We start from the raw sequence: 24,872 nt of genomic DNA on the forward strand, positions 1-24,872 counted from the left end.
TATAATTTTTAAATTTTATGCTTTTGTTTCGTAATTTTGATAAGTAGTAAGAGTTAGAAGATATACCGGATTTGATTCCAAGGGAGTAACCTGTCATGCAACATACTCCATCGTTTGATAAAATTACTCTTAATACCGGTTTTATAACGTACAGCCTTGCCTCCATATTCGCTTACTTTATTTTCCTGTATATTTGGTTGCCAAATTAAAGCTTCACTCTCTAATCTATTTGAGGCAATATTTCTTTCATGCTGTTTGTCGTTATGCGTTAAAAATATGCATTCCGCTTTTATAAACGGTTTATATCGGTTATTTATGTATTGATCTAAATCTTCAAATAACTTTGCATATTCGGTAAGCCAGCCTTCATAAGCAATAATATGAGAAAAGTTTAGATGAACTTCGTAACCTGCTTCAATAAAAATATTCACCGCTTTTATTCTCTCAATAATCGGACTCGTTTTTGGCTCTAATATCTCACTTATCCTTGCCGGCATCAAACTAAATCTAATCCTTATTTTGCCTTCAGGATTAAAATTAAGCAGTTTAGGATTAACATATTTAGTAGCAAAAGTTGCTTTAGCATGCGGATGTTCTTTAAAGAAATTAAATATCTTTAACCAATTAGTGTGTTTCCAATGCAAACTTACATCGGTAGAACAACCTATATCATATGTCCAATATTTAGAATCTGTTTGATTGGAAATTTTAGTCGGTAAACTTGCTACATGTTTATCTAATACGTCAAGTATTTAATCTATATTTTCATTTATATATAATGTTTCATAGTTGTGACGCATTACATAACAATAACTATTTCTACAACCTCCTGCACAGCCATATATAAAGTTAGGAGTTATGTAATCCGCTGATCTTCCATTAGGACGTACATGCAAAGTTTTCGTATTTTGTACTATTTTCTTAACCATACGATTATTAAAGTTTATTTAAAATACTTACTTAGCTTTACAAGCTTCAGATTTATTTACTTATATTGAAATTGTAGTTATAAATTATTAATTACAAATATATCATAAGTTATGGAAAAACCAAGCTATCTAAATTTTGATAATAAAAATTATAAATGGAAAAATGATATTGATTATCGTAAATGCTCGGAAAGCTATAGAGTAGGTAAAGGTGAACAAGGAGTATTAATTTGTCAACCATATAAAAATGAAATTTTGCCTTATTGGAAGTTTAAAACTCCTGAAATTGCTAAAGAAAGTAGTGAAAAAATATATGAAATATTTTTAAAATCCTTAGAGGATAATGATTTTGTTGGAGCTGATATGGCTCGTAAATATTTGCAAATGGGTTTTACTAGAAGTAGACGTTATGCTAATTATAAAGGTGGGAAAAAATATGACAAAGAACATGATTATAAGAAATTAGAAAGAGGAGGGGGTGACCCAAAAAAAGTAAAAAGTGCCGATATATTTTTCAAAAAATGGCAAGAGGCAGAAGATAATAAGAAATATAAAAGATGAAAATAGAATGGAAAAAACAATATGGGTAAATATTAGCTTTACCGGTTTAGTTTTTTTATATTATAGTAGATTAATAGAGGATAGATTATGACTAAAGATGAAATTGCAGAACTGTTTAAAAAATGTCTTGCTCTTCATAACAGATATCAATATCAAGAAGAAAAAGACAATTTACGAAAATTCGTTGAAACTGATCCTGAAGAATTTTCAAATTTTATTGAAACTTATAATAAAACTGAAAAATATAACAATAGGGAAGCTGAAGTTTTTCATAGTTTAAGTTCTATTTTAATGGAAAAACAACAAGATAATGCAATTAAATAATTAAAGAAAGCTATTGAATTAGATCCAAGTAAAGCATACTACCACGAAGAGTTTTTTAATAAGTTATATAAAATAAATCCGGAGGAAGCACTCGCTTCTATCAAAAGAGCTATAGGGTTAAATCCAAATAAAAAATCATTATATGAAGATTTTATTATTTTGTTGAAAAAGGCAAATTATGATGAAGAAGCAGCGAAAGTTACTGAAGCAATTCAAGATTTTCCTAAAAACATACCTAATTTGGTATTAGATACTGAGGAAATAATAGAAGTTTGTCAATTGGGGGATGCACTTAAATGCGAATAGTTGGTATTCCTAATTAAATATATATGTCGTCATTGTAAGAAAGCGTTGTTGTATGGCTCAGAAAAAGCGTACAATTTCATTCTTAGCAACGGCAGGAATCCAGTTTTTTCTCTGTCATCCCGTGATTTATTCACGAGTCTAGGAAAAAAAATAAAAACCTGTACCCCGTGGTCAAGCCACGGGGTGACATTAAGGATTACTGGATTCCTGCCTAAGTGGGAATGACATCGAGCCAGCAACAAAGCCGAATAAATCACGGGATGACACAGAGAGAAATAATAAGTCATACAACACCCGTGCCGGTCACATCAAAACAGTTTCTTTAATCCTTTTTGTAGCAGCTTATTTACAGGGTCTGCTTGTTGGTTTTCCTGCGGAGGGCTGTTTTGTTCCTCTGTATTTGTATCTTTTTTCTTTCTAAGACCTAAAGCATCTTTAATAATATTTTCAGGTTTCTTCTCTACGCTTTTTAAGTCTTTAATAACTCTATTAAATACGTTTTTAACTAAATATGTCTGAAAAGCTTGAATATCTAATTTATGCTGCGGGTTATTTATGAATCCGTATAATTTAACGGCTATAGGAGGTAAATCCCCAATAGTAACGCTTGCACTAATATCCATCATATATTGTGGTAAGTTAATTTGACCGCTTGCATTTGCTTTGGCCGGCACGGCATCTAAACTACATTCATTTAAATTAAGCTTGCCACTAGCTATATTCCCGCTGGCAATTAAATTTTTGAAAGATGTTGATCCACCGCTAAAAGAGCTGTTAATAAGCCGTAATACTCCTTCGGTATTTTTAGCATTATTTGCCGAATCTGCGATTCGGTTTAAGTCAAACCCGCTTATTTTTCCGTTATCACTATTTACGTTAAATTGTCCGCTTAGATTATTAACATATGTATAAACGCTATTACCGTGAGAAGTAAGATCCGTTTTAAAACTTAGTCGTCCATCGGTTATTTTTATTTTACCCGATTGCGGAGTTAAACTTTTGAGATAGGCATTTTTAAAATCAATTTTAATTGCAGCTTCTTGATCTTTTCCTGAACTCACATAACCGGTGCTACTTAGTTCGCCACCGTAAATGCTCGCATTAACTGAAGTAATATTCAGCGTGCCACCGGTGATATTTAATTTTGCTTTTAAATTATTTATGATTAATGAGTCATTAGTTAGTTTATCAATATTTGCGGATAATTGCCCTTCAATTTCATTTAAAAACCCTAAATTAATAGGGTTATTTGACCAAGGAGAATTATTTTTAGCTGTAGGTATGTTTTGAGTAGCAGGACTACTAGTTTTACTTGGAACAGTGGTAGGGCTATTACTTGCAAGAATTTTATCCAAATTAACTAAAGGACTGTATAAGTTAAGATTAAAATTTGGCTTCTGAACTGCTAAATTAATATCGCCTTTAATAGATATATTAGTATTAAAAGCAGATATTTTATTATTAATATGGAAAGTATCTTTAATTTTTTGTACTTCCCCGTTTAACTGCAATACCCCAATCTTACTTAAATTACTTACTCCCATAAGAGACATAAACGACTCAAAATTATTAATTTTTAGATTGTGAGAAATAGTTATATCTTGTGCTAAGTTTTTAAGCTCAATATCTCCTGTTAGATTACTATTTGCAGCAATTAAATTAATATTTTGTAATTTTATTGTTTGAGAATTACAAATTACATTAGAAGTAACATTCAGTTTCTGGTTAATAATAGGAGGTAATTTATCGGTCTTTAGCTTTAGAGCATCAAGTATAGGTTTTAAACTATCAGCTTGTAGCATAATATTTGTCTTATCTAAATTAGAGCTAATCTCGGTTTTAATGTTACCGGGATTGATAATAATATTTGATTTTAGGTTATTACGTTCTATATCATAATTTGCATTTGCTAGTAATTCTATATTTGGATAATTAAGTCTAGCATCTTTTATAGTTATATTTTTATTATCGGCAGTAATTACCGTAGTTAGATCATAGTCATTTTGTAAATCAGCCGGCATACCTAAAGCTTTAGTATTACCTTTAATATTTGCGTTACCTATAAAAGAATTATTTTCGCTATCAAATTTCCCTTCGATTTTAATTTTTTCACCGACAAGATTAATATTAGCCCTTAACGGAATTATTTTTCCTATTTCTTCAATATTTCCCTCTATATTTATCTGTTGTTCCAAAGCATTTAAAGCTAAAGTAAAGTCTATAGGACCTTTAAGGCTTTTAATTTTAGTATCTAAATTAATATCGTTAAATATTTTCTCGCTATTTTTTTCTCTATATATTACTTTGCCGTTTATTATTTTAAGATGACTAATCAAAATAGGAAGTTCTAATTCACTATTAGCATTAGTAGATTCTGCAGAACTAATGTTATTTATTTGGGGGTTATTATTAGAGGTAGGTGTAGCAAATTGCCAATTTTTTTGTCCGTTATTCAAAACTTCTAGATTTATAATAGGTTTTTGCAGTTCTATAGAAGCTACTTCAATTGTTCCTCTAAAAAGAGGAAAAAGCTTTAATGACGCTTTAGCATTTTCAACGGAAATTAGATGAGGTTCTTTCGTGCCGTCTATTGATGATAATTTAATTTCTGATAGTGATACTGCGGGATTTGGTAGTAAAGATAATTTTATATCGCCGTTAATAGTTAAATCTCTATTTGTAGCCTCTTTGACTTTATCTATTATTACTCCTTTATAATTATTTAAAGGAATAAAGAAAGGAATAATAATTAATAACAATATTATACTTATAAATATAATAAGTGAGTATTTTAAAGTTTTAGGCATAGAGTTTAACCTTCTATTTATATACATATATTGATTATAGTATTTAAGGCTTAATTGTCAAATTCATATAATTTACTCAATTAAGTATTACTCGATGTCATCCCGCGACTTGATCGCGGGATCCAGTTTAAAATACTAAAATTGTTAGTATTTTAAGTTGTTTTTTAGATCCCGTGGTCAAGCCACGGGATGACATCGAGTAGGTTTTCCGATCCATGCAACAATGCCCCGCTTTTCGCGGGAATGACATCGGTGCTCAAATTTCTCTTTGATAATTTAAAACGACATAATCTTTAGTTATAAGAGGGAAAAACCCTTTATTGAAAGGTAATAATTCGGTTGTTTGATCTAAAAATTCTATTTCAATTATGTCACCGGCACCAAAATTAAGAATATTTTTAATTTTGCCTATTTCTTTATGATCTTGGTTTAATACCGGTAAATGATTTAAATCCGCTATATAAAATTCATCTTCTTCTAGTTTCGGTAAACTTGCTCTCAAGCAAAATAGTTTATAACCTTTTAAATTTTCAGCCTCATTTCGAGTAGCTATATCATTAAATGTACAAATTAATTCTCCTTTGGCATTTTGGCTAATTAGCTTAATATGTATATCTTCTCCTGACTCATTTACTAAATTTCTTTCAAGTATTTTTGTAGCAGGTTTGGTAAAAGATTTTAAAATTACATGACCTTTAATTCCGTGACATGATTTTATTACACCGACTAAAATTAAATTTTCTAAAGAATTCATTAATTTACCTTTAAATTTTGATAGTTATATATAATAATATATTTAAAAACTTTTTTACAGACATGATAAAAAAAATAGCTGCCGGCATTATAATTTGTTTCTCATTATTGTTATTTATAATCTTTGGTGCATTATCTTTTGTTAACTATAATTCGGTTACCAATAATCTTACCAGTCATTTAGGAATTGCGAAAGAAAATATCGGCAAAATAAAGATGAATAAATTTCCTTTGCCCTATTTAATTATTGAGACGATAAAGGAAGGAGGAGAGTTAGATTTAGAGCAGATTAAAATTCATTTTTCGTTGTGGTCGCTTATAAAATTTAATCCTAAAATTAATAAAATAGACATATTAGATGCTAAATTTTATTCTAATTCTAATGTATTAAATATTTATAATCATGAAGAGTTAATAAAGAATTTCTTTAAATATAAATTACAAAATATAAATCTAAATGTTACTAATCTAAGTATTATTAATAAACAAGACTATTCTATTTTAAATTTTAATAATTGTATATTAAAAAAAGAAAATGCTTTATCATCTAATTACATATTTAAAACTACAAGTAACTATATAGGTAAAATTTCAGGTTCAATTAATAAACGTGATGATATAGTAGATTTTAGTCTTGATATTGATAATAATGATTATGGTTTTAAGCTATCGCAAATTTACAAAGATTTTAAGCTTACTAGCGGTAGCGGTGAATATCAGATTAAAAATTTAGCATCGGTAATGTATAATATATTACCGGATTTAAACCATCTTTTTAATAAATTTAATCAAAATGAGGCAGTAAACGTTAAATTTAATATTTCAAATAATGAAGATGAAATAGAGCTAAAAGACATAGTAATAGCATCCTCTTTTATTACAGGTAATGGATTTGTTAACATTGCTAAAAATGATAATATTAATACTAATGTGAAATTAGATTTTCCTAAAATAGATCTAAGTTCGTTAATTTCTCCAAATGCAGAGGTAACATTTAATACTTCTTCTTCAAATATTAGATTTATTTTTGCTGACAAATTGCTTAAAGCAGACGTAGCAATTAACGAAATAATTTTAAGTAGTAATGAAGCACTAGAAAAAATAGTCTTTTCTTCTAACTTATCAAAGGGTACTTTAAAGATAAATGAACTTTCAGGTAATATTAAGTCAGGTGGAGAATTTAAGCTTACAGGTAATGTAACACAGAATGCCGTTAGAAGTATGTTTGATGGACAGCTATATTTAAAGCACAATGATATAAATTCGTTACTGAATATTTTAGGCTTTAATGATGTTACTATTAAAGAAACTATTCCTTTTAGCTTGTCGTCGGATTTAAAACTCACTTTAATAGATTTATTTTTTAAAAATTTATTACTTAAAACGGACAATTTAAATTTATCGGGAAATTTTTCTAGTAAATTTATTGCTCAAACACCTCGTTTAGATGCTACGCTTAATATATCTTCACTTGACTTAAGCGGTAGGACGTATCCGATAATTTCGCCTCTTATCGAATTTACAAAAAATTTAACTAAGGATATGAAAACTTTAGATTATCCAAGTAAATTTATTCCTATTAGAACAATAGGATATTTAGCTAATTTAGATATTTTGATAGATAGCGTTAAGTATAATGATCATGTATTTGACAAAATGAATTTGCTTGCTAAAATCGTACCGGCTAATATAAAAATTAGTAATTTAGATTTTAAAACCGCGGGCAGCTATTTATCAACTAGCTGGAACTTGGATGCTTCAAGTGTATTACCGTCTTTGACCATAGAAATTAAGGACGGTAATCTTACTACTGATTTATTATCACCGGCAGAAATGCTTAATTTAAGAAATAAATTAATAAATGATTATAGTTTAGATAAAGCTACATTGCAATTTTACGGCACATTATCAACATTATCACAAAATAATTTAATATTAAAAAATGTTAAATTTTATGTAGCAAATAATAATAATCTATTACAATTTAATAATATTGAAGCAGAATTATTAGGCGGTAAGCTTCAAGGTAGTGGCAATATTTTATTAGAACCTTATTCTCTAAATTTCGTATATGCTTTAAATACAATAGATTTAAACAAAGTTTCGGCTCTTATGCCTAAAATATTTACTGCAAGTAGCGGAAAAGTAAGTATAAGCGGTAGTTTAGGGACTAACGGTAACACTCTTCAAAGCCAGCTATATAACCTTACTACAAAATCACAATTTGCTATAAACAATATAGATGTTAATAATTTTGCAATTGATTCTTTTATAGAAAAAATTAATACAGATGATTATAAAGTACAAAATTTAGATAAAGATATAAATAGTGCTATAACCACAGGACAAGAAAATATTAGAGGCATAAGCGGTGATATTGAACTACAAAAAGGTATTGCCCTTTTAAAGAAAGTAAAATTTGCAACACAATATAGTAGCGGTGCGGCCTCTTTTGCAGTTAATATATATAATTTTGATATGGATGCATCTAGTATTTTATCATTTTACGTACCGGCAAGGCTTGTTAAGTTAAATCCCTCAAATACAAGTTCCGATAAAGATAGTTTGGCACATCTTAATATAAAAATGCAAGGGAGTATTTTTGCTCCTAAGAAAACTTTTGATAGTAGTGAGCTAAAAAAATTACTTATACCACAAACAACTGAAAACAAAACTACTACAGATAACCATTAAAAAATAAAAATAAATGACTAATACTAAAACTTTAGAAGAAAATATTAGCTTTGAAGAAGCTTTAAAAGAGCTTGAAGAAATTGTTAAAAAAATAGATAACGGACAAGAGAGTCTAGAGATGGCAGTTAATAGCTTTGAAAGAGGTATTTTACTTAAGAATCATTGTGAGAAAAAACTAAAAGAAGCTCGGTTAAAAATTGAGAAAATTACTAAACTTGCTGATTCTACGGTGGTCTTAGAAGAGACGGAAGTGTAGCTTGCAAGGCATTGCCCGCGTGGACCGGTAAATGCTCTTTATGTCATTCCTGCGAAAGCAGGAATGACATCGATATCCAATGCAACAACACCTTGCGAGCAGCCGTAGGCTGTGTGGATCAATTTCACCTCTGTCATACCGTGGCTTGACCACGGTATCCAGTTAAAAATACTAAAATATTAGTATTTTTTATTGTTTTTATGGATCTAGTTAGCAAGCCACGGGGTGACACAGTGGGTTTTATAGGTCCACGTAACAATGCCAGCTTGTAATGACAAAAAAACTGTTACACGCAAGCAAGCCTTTCGTGGGAATGACATAACGTAAAAATTAAGATGCGTATGCTTAATCATATAATTGACTTTATCTATACCGTTCCTAATATTGTTTTAATGAGTTTTTGTGCGGGATGTTTATATTTAACAAAATACATTATTCCTAATAATTTTCAAAAGGAAGAGCTTGGAAGTCTTGGCGGGTTTTTATCAGGTGTAGTCGGTAGTATGTATGCGGTATCAACCGGTTTTGTATTAATTTATTTACTCGGTAATTTTAATAAAGCACAAGAAGGGGTGGCAGCAGAATCTTATAGTATTGATGAGGCTTGCAGATAGTGTAGGTTGGCTTCCTCATGAAATGAGACCTGCAATTTATCTAGATATTAAAAATTATACCAAAGATGTAATGCAGCGTGAATGGCAATTAATGAAAGACGGCAAGAAAATCGGTCATGAAGCTCTTATTTCCCTCCAAGATATTAATAAGCGACTACAAGCTTATAAAGCAAGCGAGCAAATGCAGCTATTTACTAAGCAGGAAATCATTGAGGAGATAAAAGAGCTTTATACCGTAAGGTATAACAGGATTAAAATGTCCTATTTTCCGGTGCTGTCTCACTAAGTGTGTAAATTTCTAGGATAGGTTATATTAACAATAATATAATTTATCAGGAATAACATGAGTAACAGTAACCAAGAGAAGATAAAACAAGCAGTAGATTTGCTAATAGATAAAGATACTGATTTAACGAGTTTTTTTGCCAAAGACGGGATATTAAAGCAGTTAACTAAAAATATATTTGAAAGAGCCTTAAAAGCTGAGATGGATGAGCATCTTGTCTATAACAAATATGGCAGGATAGAGACTGACAATAGTAGAAATGGTGTATGCAAAAAAAGCCTAATTACTGAAGGTGGAGTATTGGAACTTGAAGTACCACGTGATAGAAATGCTGAATTTTCTCCTGTACTAGTGCCAAAGCGTCAGACTAGGATTGATGGATTAGATCAGAAGATATTATCCTTATATGCTAAAGGGATGAGCCTCTCTGACATTAAGATTCAGATTCATGAGCTATATGGTGCAGAGAACAGTGAAAGCCTTATTAGTCGGGTTACCGATAATGTTATGGATGAGGTCAGGAGTTGGCAGAATAGGCCTCTGGAAGCCATATATGCTATAGTATATTTTGATGCACTTATAGTTAAAGTACGTCAAGATAAGAGAATTATCAATAAGGCAGTATATGTAGCTTTAGGTGTAGATTTAACCGGAAGGAAAGATATTTTAGGCTTGTGTATTAGCGAGAATGAGGGAGCTAAATTTTGGTTAAATAATTTTACTGAAATGAAAGACAGGGGATTAAAAGATATCTTAATTGCTTGTAGCGATAATCTAACGGGCATGAGTGAGGCGATATCTGCAGTATATCCACAAACTGAGCATCAGCTGTGCATTGTACATCAAATCAGAAATAGTTTGTCATATGTAAGCTATAAAGATCGTAAAGAACTTGCAGCAGATTTGAAGCTAGTATACAGCTCTATCACTGAGGATGAAGCACTTACTGCCTTATCTGATTTTGATATGAAATGGGGCAAACAGTACCCACATATTGCAAAATCATGGCAAAATAATTGGCAGAATTTGATAATTTTTTTACAATACCCAGAAGTGATTAGGCGTATCATTTATACAACCAATGCAATCGAAGGTTTAAATAGTCAATTACGCAAGGTTACTAATAACAAAAGGGGTTTTCCTAACGACGACTCTGTATTTAAGACTTTGTACTTGACAATTGACTATATTACGCGAAAATGGAATATGCCTATCCAAAATTGGGGAGAGGCCATGGCTCACTTTTTGATAAAATTTGAGGGGCGAATTTAATGCCTATTTTAGAATTTACACACTTATATATCCAGAGCCTATTTTTCCGTAAATATTCAATATTGGATAGTTGTATGTATAATGACCGCTATTAATTTAATTTTTGTCTGTATGCTTGGCACCAAGCTTTATTTACATAAGATTTCGGTTGGTTTAGTTTGTATCACTTCATCATCATGACCTTATTAAGGCTGTACATTATATCGAACGTCTTAATTGACTCATAGTGCCGGACAATTTTTATTCTGTGTCATTCCTTATAGTACCGGACAGCTTTTGTTCGATGTCATTCCCGCGTGGCATTGTTGCGTAGACCGGTAAAACCTACTGTGTCACCTAGTTCGCTTGACCACGGGGTCCATAAAAACAATAAAAAATACTAATAATTTTAGTATTTTTAACTGGATCCCGTGGTCAAGCCACGGGATGACAGAGGTAAAACTGATCCACGCAACAATGCCACGTGGGAATGACATAAAACAATCCATTCAACAATACCGCCTCTAGCTAGGAATGACATAAAAGGCAGCGGGAAGGTGTGCATATTTCAATAAATCCTTAAAATAAATTTATTTTTCCTTTACTTTATTAATATTTTAAGGTTTTATTATGCAAAAATCACAAACTAATATTACGATCCCTCAAGGCGATAATAATAAGATTACTTTCTTACCAAGCGAAAAAATTGTTTCAGAAAATTCTATATCTGACATAAAAAAATCATGAAAATGTTACCGGAAGAAGATATACAATATTATCGTGATGCTATACCGTTTTTAGATAATCTAGATTACATAGGAGAAATAATTCTTTTTTGTATTAATCGTGTAGCTAGTAAGCTTAAAAAAACTGAAAAAAAAATGGTTGAAGAAAAAACGATTGAAGAAAAACTAATAGAAGAAATGATGGGAGATGTATTTAGGAGATTTGAATATTCGGAATATAGTAACCATAAATTGTTTCGTAATTACAAAATATTAAAAACAAAAGATCCTAAGAAATTTATATATAAAATACCTTCTTTAGATCCGGATAATCGCATGAGAGAATGTACTATCGGAGAAAAAGAATCAACAAATCCTATTGATAAATTTGAGAAAATTAAAGCGATAAATACTGCATTAACACTAAGTATAATAAACAATAATATTACGAATACTGCGAACATTACTAAAGATTTATTAGAAAATTCTAAAGAAATTTTAGATTTACTTTCCCTAAAAGAACCGAAAAAATATCAACATACTCTTAAAATAATTAATTCGGCAATTCAGTGTATAGAACCAAAATTTCAACTTAAACCGGTAATGGCGTTAAAAGAGCATTTAAAGGAAAATACCGTTGCATTAGTACATGCTTCAGAAGTACTTATGGATAATAACCTATATGAAGAAGTAATAGAATTACTTGAACCGAAATTATTAAATATTACTTCAGTTGATAATATAATAGCTCAAGGTATGTATAATCTAGGTTCATCTTATATGAGTATAGGGAATTATAACAAAGCAGAGCAATATCTCGTAAATTCCTCAGCAGGATTACCTAAGAATGATTTAGATTTAATAATGAACTTACATAACATTTATATCGCTGCTGATAAAATAGCAGAAGTAAAAGAATTATTAATTAATATTTCATCCAAAGATATAAAAGATTATTTAACCTTATCTTTAGATATAGATAAGATTATTCCAAAAAAATTAGCGACGATTAATAAAAAAAACTTACCTTTTAATCTTTTACAAAATTACAAATATTATGAATATATTGCTAAGTATAATAATTATTCAAATAGCGAAAAAGAGAAACAGCAAAAACAATTAACTAATGATTTTAAAAAAATTATTAGTTCAACGAATGCTAATAAAGCTTTTGTACTTAGTGTAGCACTTTATACAAAACAAAATGAAATAGCTTTAGATATTTTAAAAGAACTACCTAAAGGTTTTTTTGAAACATTTCCTAACTTAATAAGGCTTAAAGCTTTACTTGATCCTACCTCAATATTATCGTTACAGGAAAAATACGGAGATATAGATAACGAAGAGAATGTAGCTATTTTTAAGATAGCATGTAATTCTTTAATAATAGAAAATAGAACCGAATTACTTACTAAAGTACTTGAGGCTCAAAAACAAAATGATGGAATTAGTAATGAACTTTTATTTGAAGTGAAATTTGTTGTTGCTTTACTAGGCGGAAATAAAGCAGAAGCTAAAGAATGTATAGAGCAATTAAGTGAAAAAAAACAAGAAGAAATTATTACTAATTTTTCTTCAAATGATGAACAAATAGATAGTGTAGAACAATTCGTCGAACAGTTTGATGCGAAGAAAATTCATGAATATTATCAGACAAAAAAGAAACATGATCTTCTGCTTATAAGAGAACAAGTGACCAAAGCTCCTATAGGTGCTTGGAAGCTTGAAGGCGGCGAAATAATTACTGCCGAAAAGGCTAAGTTTATCGGTAAATTTAAAGGAAAAAATTGTTACGGAGTCATTTCAGAAAAACTTGAAGCTAAGGTCGGTTCATCTAAATTTGATATTTTTAAAAAGATTTTAGAAGAAAAAGGATTAGTTTGTCGTAAATTCGGACAGAACGGCGTAAAGTTTCTTAAAAAAGCTTTTGAAGTTAAAATAGATGGTGATGAGCGTGTATATACTAATCACGTAAGTACAAATGAGGAAGGAGAGTTATTGTTAAATTTTGACCATAACAGTAATCATAAAGAAGTAGAAAGTTTTGTTAGTGGACATCGTTGCCCGCATGGCTTGAGAAAAGTGTTTGATGTCATTCCCGCGTAGGCGGGAATCCATCATAAAGCGAGATAAATCGAGCTTTTAATTTCAAAAATTTGCTGTATTTATACTTTTTTCTGGATTCCTGCTTTCGTAGGAATGACATCGGTATCCACGCAACAATGCCATGCGGGAATGACATAAAACGAGCCATGCTGGCAATGCCATTAAGTGAGTTAAATGACAAAGGGACCGGTAACAACATAACGCCATAATTTATCCGTGCCTTTGGTAATACCGATGCGGGTAGTAGTAGAGTAGGGTAGCTTTAAGCCGATATCGCCGACAAAAAATTCGTTATTATTGATAAGATCGCATTTATTATGAGAAATATTAATTCCAAGGTATTTGCATAATTTACCCGGACCATTTAGATATAGATTTTTAGGTGAAATAACATGTATGCCTCGAATTAAGGTCGCAGCCGGAAAGCCTTCAGTTTCAGTTACGAAATTTAAACAATAATACATTCCGTAAATTAAATAGACATAGCTAAATCCGGCAGGACCAAACATTATATCTGTTCTTTTGGTACGCCCTCTTGCTGCATGGCAAGCAGGATCATCCTGTCCTATATAGCTTTCAGTTTCAGTAATGATAGCTGTTTTACCTTGGAAATATAAGACTTTACCGATTAACTCAGTGCTTACTAAGTTAGTATCTCTTGCAAAAAATTCACGAGGTAAAGGGATTAGATTCATTATTATTTCCGATTATTACCAAGAAGTATCGCCGTCACTAAAAATTTGACCTATTAGGTTCTCTTTTTCCCACTCCTTTATATGCCGGGTAATACCTAGCTCATTAAAAAATGATTCATAATTAGGTAAGAGTAATTTATGTATAACTAGTGTGTTTATCAAAATGCTTCTCGTGACAAGCACTTTTAAATTGTCCAAATAATGGTTTCGGTTCTTCAGCGATAGTTATATTGTTATCATTAATATTTATCTTATTAACTCCACCTTTAATTAAATCCGTAATGTATTCTGTTTGACCTTTAAGCACTGCAATATGTGAAGGTGTGCGACCCTCGAGCATAGCTCCATTATCGCTCTCCAAATATTCATTGTTAAATACTATTTTTTCTTGTTCAGGTTTAATCTCTATAAATCTTTCGGAATTTTTTCCATTATTCACAAATTCTTCAGTATTCCATCCTTTAAATTTTGCATAATCTAAAGGAGCAAATCCTGCGTTATCTAGAATATCTAAGCACACTCCGTGTTCTATCAATTTTCCAAAAGCTAATTTATTATTAGCATCAACTGCTATATGTAAAGGTGTACGCCCGTCTTCCTCTTGGAAATCGAATATTTTTGATATAAGTAATAATGAGGGGATAGGTTCGTGCAGTTTTATTGCATTTAATAATTGTTGTTGTTCCGTAGTAAGCATATGAATATTCCTATTTTTTAGTAGACTTCCTGCATAAGCCACTTCTAAAGGTAATTTGTACGTCGATCCGGTACTCGAATCCTCACGTACGCTTGTGTACGCTACGGTTCTGCACTCCGTGTCTCCTTCAAATTCCTCTTTATAAGATGACTTATGCAGGAAGTCTAGTAAAATACTATATATAAGATTTTTACTTTTTACAAGATGAATATTAATTTTTTAATTATTTAGTAACTTGTTCATTATTGCTTGAATTTGGTACTTCGTCATATCCACTGTCGCAAAACGGTTGGCATTTGATGATTCTTTTAAAGGTAAGCCACAAGCCTTTAGGTGTGCGGTGTATTGTTATAGCTTCTTTGGCATATTCAGAACAAGTGGGATGAAAGCGGCAATTATTGCCAAGTAGCGGGGAAATGAAATATTGATAGAACTTAATTATTAATAAAAGTATTTTACTCATTTTGCAGCTTATCTATTAGTTTCTCCATTTTTTCTTCAGTTAGATCTTCATAATAATCGTCATTGATTTGTACGACCGGAGCGTTAACGCATGCTCCTAAACATTCTATCTCACTTAAAGTAAATTTTTGATCTTCAGTTGTTTCTTTGAGTTTTATACCTAATTTCTTTTCACAAATTTTCATGATATCATCACTACCGCGTAGCCAGCAAGGGGTAGTAGTACATACTTGAATATGATATTTACCAACTCGCTTTAAATTAAACATAGTATAAAAAGTTGCAACTTCATAAGCCCGCATATAAGGCATTTCTAGCATATTTGCGACATACTCGATAGCAGGCACGGGTAGCCAACCGCCATTTTGACGTTGTGCTAAATCAAGCAGCGGCAATATAGCACTTCTTTTCCCCTCCGGCGGATATTTTTTTATAATATCTTCTGCTAGATTTAAGTTTTTCTTATCAAATGTAAAATTTGTAATTTTTGTATTCATATACTCCTAATATTATGAATAGTGTAGTAGACGAAGTTTAATTTGAAAAATTGGCTTCGTTGTTTAATATTTTTTGATCCTCACGTACTAGTATGTACGCTGCGGTCAAAAAATATGAAACGCCTTGCTCTTTTCCAAATTAAACGAGTCTACCTATCTATCTCACCAAATACTATATCAAGCGTTGCAATAATAGTAATAACATCTGCCATTAAATGACTTTTAGACATAAAATCTAGTCCTTGCAAATGAGCAAAGCCTGGGGCTTTAATTCGGCATCTATAAGGCCTGTTTCCTCCTTGCGAGTATAAATATACTCCAAACTCACCCTTAGGAGCTTCTACTGCTTTGTAGGTCTCGCCTAGAGGAACGTCATACCCTTCTGTATAGAGCTTAAAATGATGAATCATTGCTTCCATAGATTCTTTCATTTTAGCCCTTGTCGGTGGTGTAAGCTTAGGATCATCAGTTTTAACTGCACCTTTCGGCATTTTCTCTATACATTGCTTGATTATCTTAATAGATTCATACATTTCAAGCATACGAACAAAATATCTGTCGTAACAATCACCGTTTTTGCCGATTGGTACTTCAAAGTCCATTTCATCGTAAACGTCATAAGGGTTTGACTTGCGTAAATCCCAAGCTATGCCTGAACCTCTAAGCATCGGTCCTGAAAACCCCCAATCCATTGCCTCTTTTTGAGACACAACGCCGATATCTACTAGCCGCTGTTTCCATAATCTATTTTCATTTAATAGACTTTCAATATCATGAAGTTTAGGAGGAAACTGCTCTATAAACTTATCTATATCTTCAAGTAAACCGTCAGGTAAATCTTCTGCAACGCCCCCAGGTCTAAAGTAGTTTGAATGCATACGAGAGCCGGAAACACGCTCGTAAAATTCCATAATCTTTTCTCGCTCTTCAAAAAGCCATAATAAAGGAGTAGTAGCACCGATATCTAAAGCTTGGCTGCCAATATTCAAAGTATGGTTCAAAATTCTTGTTAGTTCTGAGAATAGTACCCTGATAAACTGAGCTCTTCGTGGGACTTCGCATTCTAGTAGCGACTCGACTGCCAAAGCAAACGCATGTTCTTGGCACATTGGCGAAACATAATCAAGGCGGTCAAAATAAGGTATAGCCTGCAAATATGTTTTATGCTCAATAAGCTTTTCCGTACCACGATGCAGTAACCCAATATGAGGATCGGCGTTATTTACTACTTCCCCGTCCATCTCAAGAATTAACCTTAAAACTCCATGAGTTGCCGGATGCTGCGGACCAAGATTTAGAGTTATAGTTTTAGTGTTGTTAGTCATAGTATTTTCCTACTGTCACCTAGTTCGCTTGACTACGGGGTCCAGTCTTTTTTATTTTTGGTCAAGCCACGGTATGACATTCATTCTATTTCTGGATCCCCGCTTTTAGCTAGGAATGACATAAAATAATCTACGCAGCCTATGGCTGCTCGCAATGACGTTATTACTTCCCGGCCTTTTCATCCCCAGGTAATACATAAGTCGGGCTATGCCAGTGAGAGCTAAAATCAAACTCACGATATTCTATGTCTAAATCGACCGGCTCATAAGCCACTTTCTTTAGTTTCTCATCATATTTAACCTGCGTATAACCGGTTAACGGGAAATCTTTACGTAATGGATGTCCCTCGAATTCGTAATCGGTGAGTATTCGTCTTTTATCATCATTGCCATCGAAATTTACCCCGTACATATCGTAAACTTCACGCTCATACCAACAAGCGGCACTAAATATATTCATTGCTGAAGGTATGTTTTCTTTTTCAGAAACATGGGTTTTAATTATGAGGCGTTTATTGAGCTTTAAACTTAGTAAATTATATACTATTTCAAATCTTTTATTTATTAAGGTTATTTTGTCTGGATTCCCGCTTTCGCGGGAATGACATCGTTCAGGAAAATCAACCCCAAATAAATCAGTAAGTACAGTAAAACGTAGTTCTTCCGATTCTTTTAAAGCTTTTAAAAACGGTAATAAAAAATTCGGTTCGATTTTGTAAGTTAGGTAATCTTTAACCGTGACCGGAGTTATTAAGATGCTAGATTTAGCTGCAAGTTTTTCAATGAGTTTGTCTAGCGTCATACTTAAAACCTGTAGTGCGTTTAATTTTTTTCTGTAACTGCATAAGCCCGTAAATTAATGCTTCGGCGGTAGGAGGGCAGCCAGGGACATATACGTCAACCGGTACGATTCTATCACAGCCACGCACTACCGAATAAGAGAAATGATAATAGCCGCCGCCATTAGCACAGCTACCCATTGAAAGCACCCATTTAGGCTCAGCCATCTGATCATATACTTTACGTAGAGCCGGTGCCATTTTATTAGTAAGCGTTCCTGCAACTATCATAAGGTCGGACTGTCTTGGACTTGGTCTAAATAACATACCGAAGCGATCCATATCATACCTACTTGCTGCTGCCTGCATCATCTCAACAGCACAACAAGCAAGCCCAAAAGTCATAGGCCATAAGGAATTAGCTCTCGCCCAGCCTATAACGTCATCAACTTTAGTGAGTAAGAATCCTCTATTAGAAAGCTCATTATTTAATAATTCGTCTTCTTGATAAAAGTTATTATGCATGTTTATTCTTAATAAATTAAATACGAAGTTTAATTTGGTTTGTTGCACGATTCTTATGTCATTCCCGCTTCCGCGGGAATGACATAGAGATTTTACTACCAATCTAAAGCTCCTTTCTTCCATTCATATATGAACCCGATAGTAAGTACGAATAAGAAAAATATCATTGAGAAAAAGCCTATTTTACCTATCATATTAAGGCTAATAGCCCAAGGCACTAAAAATGCGATTTCAAGGTCAAAGATAATAAATAAAATAGCAACTAAGTAAAAACGTATGTCAAATTTTGACCTTGCATCACTAAAAGGTTCAAAACCACACTCATAAGGCTCTAGCTTATCTTTATTATATTTCTTTGTCGATAATAGGTTAGGTAGAATCATTATTAAGCCGGAAACCAATACCGCAATACTGAAAAATATAGCAATCGGTAGATATTCTTGTAAAAGCTCTGAATTTTGTAGCATATGTTTTTATTGTATGAGTATAAGTGCGGTTTATGTCATTCCCGCGTAGGCGGGAATCCAAGTTTTTCAGTGTCATACCGCGGCTTGACCGCGTTATGACAACAAAGGTTACTGGATTCCCGCCGTTGCTTGAATGACATCAAACACTTACTTCTATATCTATACCAAATAGCATCAATTATCAACGATAATATCAGGTTTAACTAGTAACTTCATTAAAACTAGTACCCAAATACCGCTTGATATCCACCATATTTGCCAAATATCATATGAAATCATGCCGATAATATAGTAATTTATGAAGCATGAATAAGAAGCTGCTCTAAAATTAGAACTCTTTATATTATCGATTTGTTTTAAGTATTTATAAACTAAGCATAAAAATAATATTAGTCCTATTATACCAAGTTCAAGAGTAATTTGTAATATATTATTATGAGGATGTAGCGGCAAAGGATGCCATTTTTCTCCGTTGTAATTTATCATTTCACTATTATTGACTTTGATATATTTAGAAGAAGCAAAGCCATAGCCTAAAATCGGTTTTTCGATGATTTTATTTGCAACAAAATGCCAAATAAATAAACGATGAGCAGCGGAAGGTTGTGTAGCTAAATATTTTTCAGATAAATCTCGTGGTTCTATTTGTTTAGCTATAACGGGGAATAGCAACGAGCCGGTAATTAAACTTATTGCAATTAATTTGAAAAATATCGGCTTTATAACTCTTGCTAAAATAAATATTACTCCGCCTATACTAAAGCCTAAAAAACTTGCTAAACTATCAGAAATACTTAATAAATAAAGCACTAATATATATAGTATTAATGCGTGTCTTCTTTTACCGCTAGAGAGTAAAATTATAATCGCTACCCAAGAAGTAATTGAAAGTAAAGCACAACCACGATCTAGCATATATAAGCCAAAACTAGCTTTGAATGTTCTTGTTAAAAAACCATGAGAAGAATATTCAATGAAGAATAATAATATTGCCGTGAGAATTCCGAGTGTTAAAGCTTTTTTGAGCTGTAAACGATTCCCGAAAGGAGCAGAATTACTAACTGCAAAGCCGAGAAATAAAAGTATGAAAACTTGAGCAAAAGTAGCTAAGCTATTAATAGGATGAATTGCAAGTAAACAAGATATAAAGCACCAAGCAGTGAATAACATTGTCATCCCGCGACTCGATCGCGGGATCCAATTTTTTTTAATTATTTTATGGATACCGTGGTCAAGCCACGGTATGACATTGTTATTGGATTCCTGCTTTCGCAGGAATGACATAGGAGATAGCGGAAATGACATAAACTGCTTTATGACAACACTCAGCAAAAAAATTGTTACAGTAGCTGCAACCGATAAGCCTGCTACCATTCCAAGGCTTGGAATTAGGAATATTAAAGTTGAAGTTAAATAATTTATCATTTCAATTAAAAACAATCTTTAGCAAAAATTTCGTAGATTGGGTGTTCAAATGTTGAAAGTGAAATGCTTGAAGAAATCATCCATCCTTGAAAGAGTAAATTAGGATCTTCATCTATTTTATATTCTGTTACGGTCATCAGTAAATAATTATCTTCATTATACGGATCAAGGTTTTTTATACATTTATGCAATTTGATTTTTATATTACCGAAATATTTTTCCTCTCCAACTTTAAAATTAATTTCTTCAGAAGTGGCAGTAATTTTATTTAGAGCAATAATTTTACCGTTTGTATAGCTCTTAAAGTCGGAACTATCATTAATATTATCGTTTGAGTTTAAAACAGGATGATTTTCATCAAGAGGGATAAATACGTCATTTTCAATGTCTTCGGTTGTAGTAACCGACTCTAAATTTTCTGCAAATATAGAAGAGTAAGTACATATGATCGTGATAAAAACAATTCGTAGTAACTTCATAAATAAACATATTATTTTTCAAAATTATATACTATAGGGGATTAATGGCAATGATAATTTGTGATATATGTCATACCGTGGCTTGACCACGGTATCCAGTTTTTTTTAATTATTTTTTGGACCCCGTGGTCAAGCCACGGGGTGACAGTAAGTCACAGTATGATATAATAACATGCTCCACTCTAAAGAACTCTTAAATTCTATTTTACGGCAGGATTTTCATAGCTTTATCATTAAGGTATTTAATACTATTAATCCGGGAGTAGATTATTACCCAAGTAAACATATAAGAATAATTACCGATTATTAAAATGCCGTGCAAAGCGGTGATATTAATCGTTTAATAATCAATATACCGCCAAGGAGCTTAAAATCTATTTGTGTTAGTGTTGCTTGGCTTGCTTATTTACTTGGAGTTAATCCTACCAAAAGAATTATGGCTGCTAGCTATTCGCAGATATTAAGTATTAAGCACTCGCTAGATTGTCGGTTTATTTTAAATTCCGATTGGTATAAGGAACTTTTTCCGAATACTATCCTTAGTAAAACCCATAATCAAAAAAGTAAATTTTTAACGACAGCTAACGGCTTTAGATTTGCAACATCGGTTGGAGGATCGGCAACAGGTGAGGGCGGTGATATCTTAATTATCGATGATCCTCATAATCCTACGCAAATTCATTCTTATAAAATACGTAAGAAAGTTATAGATTGGTTTGAGCAAACTTTTGTTAGCAGACTAAATAATCGTAATAAGGGAGCGATAGTTCTAGTTATGCAGCGTCTATTTATCCGGTTATCTACTTAATAGTAGCAATTCATGGCATCATTTAAAAATTCCGGCGATTAGCATTCAAGATTACTCTTTTAAATTAATGAATAAAGAATATCAATATTTTAGCGGTGAGATTTTAGATAGCTATAAAGAACCTTCTGACTGTTTAATGAAATTAGAGCAGGAAATAGGTAGCTATAATTATAATGCTCAATATTTGCAAGAACCTATAGCTATAGGTTCATCGCTGCTTAATATAGAAGATATTAGTTTTTATGAAAATCTGCCTGAGAAGTTTGATTATTTTGTACAAAGCTGGGATACGGCAATTAAAATTTCTGAAGATTCCGATTATAGTGTTTGTACTATATGGGGGATTCTTGAGCAGAAATATTATCTAGTATCATTAGTACGGAAAAAAATTAATTATCCTGAGCTTAAAAATATAACGGAAAAATTGGCTAGAGAATATCAGCCAAAATTTATATTAATCGAGGATAAAGCAAGCGGTCAACAATTGATTCAAGATATAGGGTTTTTAGGCGATAATATTAGAGTGATTGGGATTAAGCCAAGGTTCGATAAAGTTACAAGATTCGCCTCGGTAGTTCCTTTATTTCAATCAGCTAGTGTTTTAATACCCAAACAATCAAGCATAATTTTAAAGGAATTACTGAATTTTTCTCATATTAAAAATGACGATATAGTGGATTCCGTTAGCCAGTTCCTGAATTTTATGAAGGATAAATCGTTTAAATATCCTACAAGGATTAGGAGTTTAGTATAAAAATAGTTGCTTTTTTGGATGGATGTTGGTAGTATACTCGAAGTATATTTAGGTCATTCCTGCAAAAGCGGGAATGACCTAGGATTGTGGTATGATACTGATTCGGCTGGGTAGCAAAGTGGTAATGCCGTGGACTGCAAATCCTCTATTCGTCGGTTCGATTCCGACCCTGGCCTCCAATATAAAAATTAACACATCTTATGGAATTTATTTCGCAATTCCTAGAAATGCTCTTAGCCGAGCGAGCATTATCAAAAAATTCTATACTTAGCTATAAGCGTGACCTATTCGATTTTCAAAACTATCTTGCTAAACAAAGATTATCCGAATTAAGTATTACCACAGAAAATGTTAGAGATTGGATTGAGTATCTAGCAAGTAATGATTTACAAGCACGCTCAATCAACAGAAAAATCTCAACTATAAAAAGCTACTATGAATTTTTAATTAGCGAAAATCATACTGCTTTTAATCCGGTTCTTAACGTAGATTTACCGAAATACCAAAATAAACTTCCTGAAATATTGTCTATAGATCAAATTAAATCGCTACTTGAATATTGCTCGCAAGATAATTCTCCTGAAGGTATACGGCTTAATGCTATGATTCATTTGCTTTATGCTAGCGGTCTTAGAGTCTCAGAACTTGTTAGTCTTAAGCTTACTGATATTCTGACTAATAAAACTTCTAAAGGAGAAGTAAGAAAAATATTTTCGGTGCTTGGTAAAGGTAGTAAGGAAAGAGTCATAGTAATAAATGAACAGGCAGTTATCTCTATTGCTAAATATCTTGCAATTAGAGATGTTTTTGTGAATAAAGCTAAACCAAAAAATCTAATTTATTTATTTCCTTCATCAGCTTTAGCAGGTTATATGACTAGGCAAAATTTTGCAATTCTGTTAAAATCTGCTGCTCTTTATGCCAATCTTAACCCTGAACATATTTCTCCTCATATATTACGCCACAGCTTTGCAAGTCATTTACTTGAGGGCGGAGCAGACTTAAGAGTAATTCAAGAGCTACTCGGTCATGCTGATATATCAACTACCCAAATATATACTCATCTTCAAACTAATCATCTAAAAAAAGCATTATTGCATCACCCTCTTAACAAAAATTAATTTATCTTAATCTTTTATAAAGTGCTTGTTAATATTTTTTAACTAAATATAATTCACCTTTTAAATTTAAGGAATAAATTATATGAAGCTAAAAGAAATTATGCTCTCTTGTATTAGTAAACCTAGAGAAATTGAAGAAAAATATCCTAGATTAGCTCAAAAGAAAGAATCAGGATTCAATGTTTATTCCGGGTTAGGTCAAAGAAACTTAGAAAGAGAAGAATTATGTGATGAAGCATCACATAATTTAGCAAATTTAGTTATCCAAGAAATAGATAACGAAAATTTTGATTTTGGGATTTTACAAAAGATGCAGCAGGCTTTTAGCATTGCAAGTAAGCAAAAACAAAGAAAAGCTTTTATAAGTTTTTTAGATAAAGAGCTTAATAAAGAGCAATTACATAAACTCAGTCAAGCAATAATGGAAAATGCAGATGAATTAATGCCGGATGATGATCCTAATTTCGTTTGTCGTACTCCTAATAATAAAGTTTTTCAAGAAATATTATTATTGCAAGCAGAAAGAAACAATTTTGCTGTAGAAGTTGATAAAAAAGGAACTTTAAAAATTAACTTTCCTAGCAGGATGCTTGAACTTTACAAGTTATTAGTAGATAATTTTTATTTAAAAAACTTTGAAAAAGAGGAATTGCAGAAAAAATTATATCAGGAATTGTTCCATGATTGTCAAATTCCTTTTGAAGAACTAATTGAAAAAGAGGAATTGCAGAAAAAATTATATCAAGAATTGTTCCATGATTGTCAAATTCCTTTTGAAGAATTAATTGAAGAAGTAAGTTTTTTTGAAAATTTTATTGAATGCTTAAAAGAATTTTATATTAAAAATAGCTTAGCACAAAGCATAATGTTTTTACTTGTAAGTAAATATATCGAAGAACATGATGTAGCAAAAGAATTATTTAAGTCAGAGAGGTTTAAAAAAGTAAGTGAATTAGAAAAATTTAAACCATACTATGATATTAATAAGGGCGATGAAGTAGATAGTTATGTATTTAATTCTATATTAAATGATGTAAAAGGTGTTTATATTAGCAATTTAACATCTTCAAATATATTAGAGCTAGTAAATCATAGTCAACCAGATGGTGAGATAGTATCAATAGAAATTCTAGGAAATAGCGAAAGTACAGTATGACTTTCTAGATACTGTCTTAAAGTTTTGATTATAAATATAGTAAAAACCTCTAGAAATTAATTTAATCTAT

28 protein-coding genes, 1 tRNA gene and 3 pseudogenes are annotated in these 24,872 nt (G+C 31.7%); 15 read left to right on the forward strand and 17 right to left on the reverse strand.

Translation table 11 applies throughout. From position 1 onward, the window contains the following. Positions 1–53: 53 nt before the first annotated feature. A complete protein-coding gene (locus AC5587_RS03150) occupies positions 54–644 on the reverse strand; it encodes a spore photoproduct lyase family protein (protein WP_499162828.1) in 591 nt (196 codons plus the stop codon). A gap of 396 nt (positions 645–1,040) precedes the next feature. On the opposite strand from AC5587_RS03150, the gene AC5587_RS03155 reads away from it, so the two are divergent. The 3 genes from AC5587_RS03155 (at position 1,041) to AC5587_RS03165 (ending at position 2,120) form a co-directional block, all read left to right on the forward strand. Then, entirely contained in the window at positions 1,041–1,490 is a 450-nt protein-coding gene (locus AC5587_RS03155; protein WP_499162829.1) for a DUF4385 domain-containing protein, read from the forward strand. 87 nt (positions 1,491–1,577) lie between these two features. After that, positions 1,578–1,814 carry a hypothetical protein gene (locus tag AC5587_RS03160; RefSeq protein WP_499162830.1) on the forward strand — a complete coding sequence of 79 codons (237 nt, stop codon included), beginning with the start codon at positions 1,578–1,580 and terminating at the stop codon, positions 1,812–1,814. 12 nt (positions 1,815–1,826) lie between these two features. After that, positions 1,827–2,120, forward strand: coding sequence for a hypothetical protein (locus tag AC5587_RS03165; RefSeq protein WP_499162983.1), 294 nt, complete (start codon positions 1,827–1,829; stop codon positions 2,118–2,120). A gap of 29 nt (positions 2,121–2,149) precedes the next feature. Here AC5587_RS03165 and AC5587_RS03170 read toward each other — a convergent pair whose 3' ends face one another. The 4 genes from AC5587_RS03170 to rimM form a co-directional block, all read right to left on the reverse strand. After that, the gene (locus AC5587_RS03170; RefSeq protein WP_499162831.1) at positions 2,150–2,407 is read right to left on the reverse strand and encodes a hypothetical protein; all 258 of its coding nucleotides are present in this window, start codon (positions 2,405–2,407) and stop codon (positions 2,150–2,152) included. A gap of 21 nt (positions 2,408–2,428) precedes the next feature. After that, positions 2,429–4,927 carry an AsmA family protein gene (locus AC5587_RS03175; protein ID WP_499162832.1) on the reverse strand — a complete coding sequence of 833 codons (2,499 nt, stop codon included), beginning with the start codon at positions 4,925–4,927 and terminating at the stop codon, positions 2,429–2,431. 127 nt (positions 4,928–5,054) lie between these two features. Continuing rightward, on the reverse strand, positions 5,055–5,177 hold the full coding sequence (locus tag AC5587_RS03180) for a palindromic element RPE4 domain-containing protein (RefSeq protein WP_410527607.1): 123 nt from the start codon (positions 5,175–5,177) through the stop codon (positions 5,055–5,057). A 6-nt stretch (positions 5,178–5,183) separates the two neighbouring features. After that, on the reverse strand, positions 5,184–5,681 hold the full coding sequence (gene rimM / locus AC5587_RS03185) for a ribosome maturation factor RimM (protein ID WP_499162833.1): 498 nt from the start codon (positions 5,679–5,681) through the stop codon (positions 5,184–5,186). A gap of 62 nt (positions 5,682–5,743) precedes the next feature. Between rimM and AC5587_RS03190 the strand changes: the two genes are divergently transcribed. Then, complete coding sequence (locus AC5587_RS03190; RefSeq protein ID WP_499162834.1) at positions 5,744–8,374, forward strand: exodeoxyribonuclease 7 small subunit; 2,631 nt, start codon at positions 5,744–5,746, stop codon at positions 8,372–8,374. Between the two features lie 13 nt (positions 8,375–8,387). Next, positions 8,388–8,630 (forward strand): exodeoxyribonuclease VII small subunit, encoded by a 243-nt coding sequence (locus AC5587_RS03195; protein ID WP_410527610.1) that lies wholly within the window; start codon positions 8,388–8,390, stop codon positions 8,628–8,630. A gap of 133 nt (positions 8,631–8,763) precedes the next feature. Here the strand turns inward: AC5587_RS03195 and AC5587_RS03200 are convergent, their stop codons facing one another. Then, entirely contained in the window at positions 8,764–8,889 is a 126-nt protein-coding gene (locus AC5587_RS03200) for a hypothetical protein (protein ID WP_499163054.1), read from the reverse strand. A gap of 133 nt (positions 8,890–9,022) precedes the next feature. Between AC5587_RS03200 and AC5587_RS03205 the strand changes: the two are divergent. The 5 genes and pseudogenes from AC5587_RS03205 to AC5587_RS03225 all read left to right on the forward strand — a co-directional run. Then, a pseudogene (locus AC5587_RS03205) lies at positions 9,023–9,512 on the forward strand (bestrophin-like domain); the annotation flags it as partial. Positions 9,513–9,587: 75 nt separating this feature from the next. Then, positions 9,588–10,802, forward strand: a complete 1,215-nt coding sequence (locus AC5587_RS03210) for an IS256 family transposase (RefSeq protein ID WP_499161854.1) — start codon at positions 9,588–9,590, stop codon at positions 10,800–10,802. 27 nt (positions 10,803–10,829) lie between these two features. Then, positions 10,830–11,022, forward strand: a pseudogene (locus tag AC5587_RS03215) (bestrophin-like domain); the annotation flags it as partial. Positions 11,023–11,101: 79 nt separating this feature from the next. Further along, positions 11,102–11,267: pseudogene (locus AC5587_RS03220) on the forward strand (tRNA lysidine(34) synthetase TilS); the annotation flags it as partial. Between the two features lie 257 nt (positions 11,268–11,524). Continuing rightward, positions 11,525–13,612 carry a tetratricopeptide repeat protein gene (locus AC5587_RS03225; protein ID WP_499162835.1) on the forward strand — a complete coding sequence of 696 codons (2,088 nt, stop codon included), beginning with the start codon at positions 11,525–11,527 and terminating at the stop codon, positions 13,610–13,612. On the opposite strand, the gene AC5587_RS03230 is transcribed toward AC5587_RS03225, so the two are convergent. The 11 genes from AC5587_RS03230 to AC5587_RS03280 form a co-directional block, all read right to left on the reverse strand. Beyond that, entirely contained in the window at positions 13,599–13,748 is a 150-nt protein-coding gene (locus AC5587_RS03230) for a hypothetical protein (RefSeq protein WP_499162836.1), read from the reverse strand. The two genes, AC5587_RS03225 and AC5587_RS03230, sit on opposite strands and share 14 nt — an antisense overlap. 34 nt (positions 13,749–13,782) lie before the next feature. Continuing rightward, on the reverse strand, positions 13,783–14,307 hold the full coding sequence (locus AC5587_RS03235) for a DNA-3-methyladenine glycosylase (protein ID WP_499162837.1): 525 nt from the start codon (positions 14,305–14,307) through the stop codon (positions 13,783–13,785). A 136-nt stretch (positions 14,308–14,443) separates the two neighbouring features. After that, the gene (locus tag AC5587_RS03240) at positions 14,444–15,004 is read right to left on the reverse strand and encodes a hypothetical protein (protein WP_499162838.1); all 561 of its coding nucleotides are present in this window, start codon (positions 15,002–15,004) and stop codon (positions 14,444–14,446) included. Between the two features lie 223 nt (positions 15,005–15,227). Continuing rightward, on the reverse strand, positions 15,228–15,467 hold the full coding sequence (yidD, locus tag AC5587_RS03245; RefSeq protein WP_499162839.1) for a membrane protein insertion efficiency factor YidD: 240 nt from the start codon (positions 15,465–15,467) through the stop codon (positions 15,228–15,230). Further along, the gene (nuoE, locus tag AC5587_RS03250) at positions 15,460–15,963 is read right to left on the reverse strand and encodes an NADH-quinone oxidoreductase subunit NuoE (protein ID WP_410526764.1); all 504 of its coding nucleotides are present in this window, start codon (positions 15,961–15,963) and stop codon (positions 15,460–15,462) included. Before nuoE ends, yidD begins: the two co-directional genes overlap by 8 nt. A gap of 149 nt (positions 15,964–16,112) precedes the next feature. Next, positions 16,113–17,288: an NADH dehydrogenase (quinone) subunit D gene (gene nuoD / locus AC5587_RS03255; RefSeq protein WP_499162840.1), complete on the reverse strand. Its 1,176-nt coding sequence runs from the start codon at positions 17,286–17,288 to the stop codon at positions 16,113–16,115. 163 nt (positions 17,289–17,451) lie between these two features. Beyond that, a complete protein-coding gene (locus tag AC5587_RS03260) occupies positions 17,452–18,090 on the reverse strand; it encodes an NADH-quinone oxidoreductase subunit C (protein ID WP_499162841.1) in 639 nt (212 codons plus the stop codon). Next, a complete protein-coding gene (locus AC5587_RS03265; protein WP_410526772.1) occupies positions 18,068–18,592 on the reverse strand; it encodes a NuoB/complex I 20 kDa subunit family protein in 525 nt (174 codons plus the stop codon). The genes AC5587_RS03260 and AC5587_RS03265 overlap by 23 nt, the downstream gene beginning before the upstream one ends. A 95-nt stretch (positions 18,593–18,687) precedes the next feature. Beyond that, on the reverse strand, positions 18,688–19,059 hold the full coding sequence (locus AC5587_RS03270) for an NADH-quinone oxidoreductase subunit A (RefSeq protein WP_041078879.1): 372 nt from the start codon (positions 19,057–19,059) through the stop codon (positions 18,688–18,690). A gap of 174 nt (positions 19,060–19,233) precedes the next feature. Beyond that, positions 19,234–20,484: an O-antigen ligase family protein gene (locus AC5587_RS03275; protein WP_499162842.1), complete on the reverse strand. Its 1,251-nt coding sequence runs from the start codon at positions 20,482–20,484 to the stop codon at positions 19,234–19,236. A gap of 5 nt (positions 20,485–20,489) precedes the next feature. Beyond that, positions 20,490–20,963 (reverse strand): DUF2155 domain-containing protein, encoded by a 474-nt coding sequence (locus AC5587_RS03280; RefSeq protein ID WP_499162843.1) that lies wholly within the window; start codon positions 20,961–20,963, stop codon positions 20,490–20,492. Between the two features lie 316 nt (positions 20,964–21,279). Here AC5587_RS03280 and AC5587_RS03285 point away from each other — a divergent pair, with 316 nt between their 5' ends. From AC5587_RS03285 to AC5587_RS03305, 5 genes are all read left to right on the forward strand, one after another. Then, entirely contained in the window at positions 21,280–21,771 is a 492-nt protein-coding gene (locus AC5587_RS03285; RefSeq protein WP_499162844.1) for a hypothetical protein, read from the forward strand. A gap of 67 nt (positions 21,772–21,838) precedes the next feature. Beyond that, on the forward strand, positions 21,839–22,525 hold the full coding sequence (terL, locus tag AC5587_RS03290; protein ID WP_499162845.1) for a phage terminase large subunit: 687 nt from the start codon (positions 21,839–21,841) through the stop codon (positions 22,523–22,525). A gap of 104 nt (positions 22,526–22,629) precedes the next feature. After that, positions 22,630–22,704, forward strand: a tRNA-Cys gene (locus AC5587_RS03295). A gap of 21 nt (positions 22,705–22,725) precedes the next feature. Beyond that, positions 22,726–23,646, forward strand: coding sequence for a site-specific tyrosine recombinase XerD (locus AC5587_RS03300; protein ID WP_499162846.1), 921 nt, complete (start codon positions 22,726–22,728; stop codon positions 23,644–23,646). An 82-nt stretch (positions 23,647–23,728) separates the two neighbouring features. Continuing rightward, complete coding sequence (locus AC5587_RS03305) at positions 23,729–24,802, forward strand: DUF5410 family protein (protein WP_499162847.1); 1,074 nt, start codon at positions 23,729–23,731, stop codon at positions 24,800–24,802. Positions 24,803–24,872 lie beyond the last annotated feature (70 nt).

This window comes from Rickettsia endosymbiont of Hedychridium roseum (assembly GCF_964028255.1).
GTDB lineage: Bacteria > Pseudomonadota > Alphaproteobacteria > Rickettsiales > Rickettsiaceae > Rickettsia > Rickettsia asembonensis.